This window comes from Methylibium sp., assembly GCF_013817365.1.
Lineage (GTDB): Bacteria > Pseudomonadota > Gammaproteobacteria > Burkholderiales > Burkholderiaceae_C > Methylibium.
Window position 1 is genome coordinate 1 of the sequence record NZ_JACDCU010000491.1, and the last position, 2,877, is coordinate 2,877.

At 68.8% G+C, this 2,877-nt stretch carries 4 protein-coding genes; 1 reads left to right on the plus strand and 3 read right to left on the minus strand.

Going from position 1 to position 2,877, the window contains the following annotated elements; translation table 11 throughout:
* From clsB to H0W38_RS20285, 3 genes are all read right to left on the minus strand, one after another.
* The coding region (gene clsB, locus H0W38_RS20275; RefSeq protein WP_292457571.1) for a cardiolipin synthase ClsB at positions 1-588 on the minus strand (588 nt) is incomplete at its 3' end.
* A complete protein-coding gene (locus H0W38_RS20280) occupies positions 585-1,352 on the minus strand; it encodes an endonuclease/exonuclease/phosphatase family protein (RefSeq protein ID WP_292457574.1) in 768 nt (255 codons plus the stop codon). The genes clsB and H0W38_RS20280, both read right to left, overlap by 4 nt.
* A gap of 296 nt (positions 1,353-1,648) precedes the next feature.
* Positions 1,649-1,996: a hypothetical protein gene (locus H0W38_RS20285; protein WP_292457575.1), complete on the minus strand. Its 348-nt coding sequence runs from the start codon at positions 1,994-1,996 to the stop codon at positions 1,649-1,651.
* Positions 1,997-2,324: 328 nt separating this feature from the next.
* Between H0W38_RS20285 and H0W38_RS20290 the strand changes: the two genes are divergently transcribed.
* Complete coding sequence (locus H0W38_RS20290; RefSeq protein ID WP_292457577.1) at positions 2,325-2,711, plus strand: SET domain-containing protein-lysine N-methyltransferase; 387 nt, start codon at positions 2,325-2,327, stop codon at positions 2,709-2,711.
* Positions 2,712-2,877: the final 166 nt, after the last annotated feature.

Consider the following 2,877-nt stretch of genomic DNA (forward strand, 5'->3'; position numbering starts at 1 on the left):
GCCTTCGTCCGGCGCGGCCGGCGCGACGGTCGGGCGGTGGCGGAACCAGCGCCGCGGGGCGGCCGGGGTGGCGCAGGCCGGTCGGCCCACCGCCGCGCAGGCGAAGCCGTGGATGTCGTCCACGATCGGCCCGACGCATTCGACCGAATAGTCCTGCTTGGCCAGCGGGCCGAAGTCGGCCAGGTGGTCGGCCGAATAATTGATGCCGCCCACGAAAGCCAGCCGGCCGTCGATGACGACGATCTTGCGGTGCATGCGCCGCAGCACATTGAGCCGCTTGCCGAGCACGCGCCAGATCGGGTCGAACACGTGAAGATGCACGCCGGCGGCGGTGAGCGCTTCGATGAAGCTGGGGCTCAGGTCGTGCGAGCCCCAGCCGTCGATGGTCAGATCGACCTGCACGCCGCGCCGGGCGGCGGCGATCAGCGCCGCATGCAGGGCCAGGCCGACCTTGTCCTCGAACAGAATGAAGGTCTCGATCAGCACCTCGCGCTCCGCGGCCTCGATCGCGGCGAACACGGCGGGGAAGAACGCCTCGCCGTTCTCGAGCAGCCGAAAGCGGTTGCCGTCTTTCCAGTGGAATTTCATAAGGTCACCTCGGCCGCCAGCGGCGCATGGTCGGACAGGTGCGACCACGGCCGGGGGGGGAGCCTGACCGGCCGGTGCCCGGCGACGTTGCGCACATAGATCCGGTCGAGCTGCAGCAGCGGCCAGCGTGCCGGAAAGGTGCGGGCGGTCGTGCCGTGAGCGTGCTGGAACACCTCGACCAGGCCGGCGCAGCGGTCGAGCACACGGTGCGCGCGCACCCGCCAGTCGTTGAAGTCGCCGGCGATCAGCAGTGCCGCATCGGTCGGAATCTCGGCGTCGATCATGTGGCACATCAAATCGAGCTGGTGGCTGCGCTGCGACTCCCTCAAGCCGAGGTGTACGCACATCGCATGCACTTCCCTGGGCGCGCCCGGCACGTCGAGCACGCAGTGCAGCACCCCGCGCTTCTCGGGGCCGTGGACCGAGACGTCGCGATTCTCGTAGCGCAGGATCGGAAACTTCGACAGCACGGCATTGCCGTGGTGGTCGCCGTTCGGATAGATCGCGTTGCGGCCGTAGGCGAACGCGCCCCAGATGGTGTCGGCGAGGAACTCGTAATGGGGCGCCGCCTTCCAGCCCTTCACGCGTTTGGCGTGCATTTCGTGCGTGCCCATCACTTCCTGCAGAAAGACGACGTCGGCCCCAACGGTGCGAACCGCTTCGCGCAGCTCGTGCAGGATGAACTTGCGGTTGAAGAAACTGAAGCCCTTGTGGGTGTTCACCGTCAGGACGCGCAGGGTCGGAAAGGCCGGGGTCGTCGACATCGAGGGGGTAGCGAGGGATTCGCAGGAAAAAGCGTTGGATGACCGGCAATCATCGCGCTTTCCGAAAGACGGGTGCAGGGCGCGCGATGCCGCAGCCGCGGCAAGACTGCCAAGCGGGCAAAGACTCACAAGAATCCCACGCGCAAGGCGTCGCGGATGTTCGCTATCGCACCGTGACGGGCGCAGTGAGGCGCAGGCGCCCGGGCGTCTTTCCTCGGGCGGCCAAGGACAACCGGATGAGACGGGTTTGCCGGGGCGCAATGGCACTGCTGCGCAGTGCGGACGCTCTCAGGGCATCAACGCGCCGAGCGGCCGGCTTCGTGGACTGCCCCGAAGAAATGGCGGAACACGTCAGGCTCGTTGACTTCGCGAATCGCCAAGCCGCCGAGCACTTCGCGGAACGGCTCCGATGGCGGGGGCGGCTCGAGCTCGGCGGGCAAGGTCGCCGCCCAGCCGCCGGGAGTGCTCGGGCGCTGCGCTGCGCTGTGGCGCTCGCCGAGCATCACGAGCCGCTGGGCCAGCGAATCGGCGAGCGAAGGCAGCTCTTCCCATTCGAGCGCGTCTGCCGACCAGATCGTGGGCTGCCGCGCCGTGTCCTGGCGCGCTGGGTAAGGAGCAAAGGCAGGAGGGGCACGACGTGACATGGCAGGTACAGCGGGTGGGTAGGATTTGAAAGATACCGGCACATTCGCTGCGCTGACCCACCGAAAAGGAGCGCGATCACCGGGTAATTGCGGTAGGGCACGTCGCGCTGGCGCAGTCCTTCACGGATTGCCGGCACGAGCCCGTTCGAGGCGGGCAAGGTCCCGCCGCCTCGGCGCACGGCGGCCAAGCTTGGCTGATGCGGCCACACGGCTGTGCTCGGGCGCAGAGGAAAATCAGGCGATGCCCGGATGTCCGCCACCGCTCCCTCAGCAGTCGATCACCCCGCCGCGCGTTCGCGGCGTGCCGGCTGACCCGCAGAAGTTCGCCGTGAGCGTGGCGCCCAGCCGCATCGACGGCCAGGGCGCCTTTGCCGCCGAACCGATACCGGCACGCCGCAAGATCGGCGAGATCCGCGGCGAGTCGATCAGCGTGCGCGAGGCACGCCGGCGTGCGCGCGGACAGGCGCGCATCATGATCGTGGAGGTGTCGCAGCGCCGCGCGGTCGACGCCTCCCGCTCGGGCGACGCGCTGCGCTTCGTCAACCATTCGTGCGCGCCGAATGCCACGCTGCGCATTCGCCAGGGCCGCGTCGAGATCTACGCGCTGCGCGACATTGCGGCGGGCGAGGAACTGGGCGTGAACTACGGCGAGAGCCACCACGGGGGCCGGCTGCGCTGCCGCTGCGGGGCGCCCGGCTGCGCCGGACGCTTGTGAGCTTCGGCAGCTGAAGACTCGCCGGGTAACCCGGCCCCGTGAATCGCATGAGCGCCCGTTTTTCATCGACATGCCGGCACGCCGCGTCTTTGGCGATGGCCCGCCGGCGTGAACGACGGCGCGCACAGGCCGTGCACAAGACCTTGCGCACCTGCGCAACGCCGTA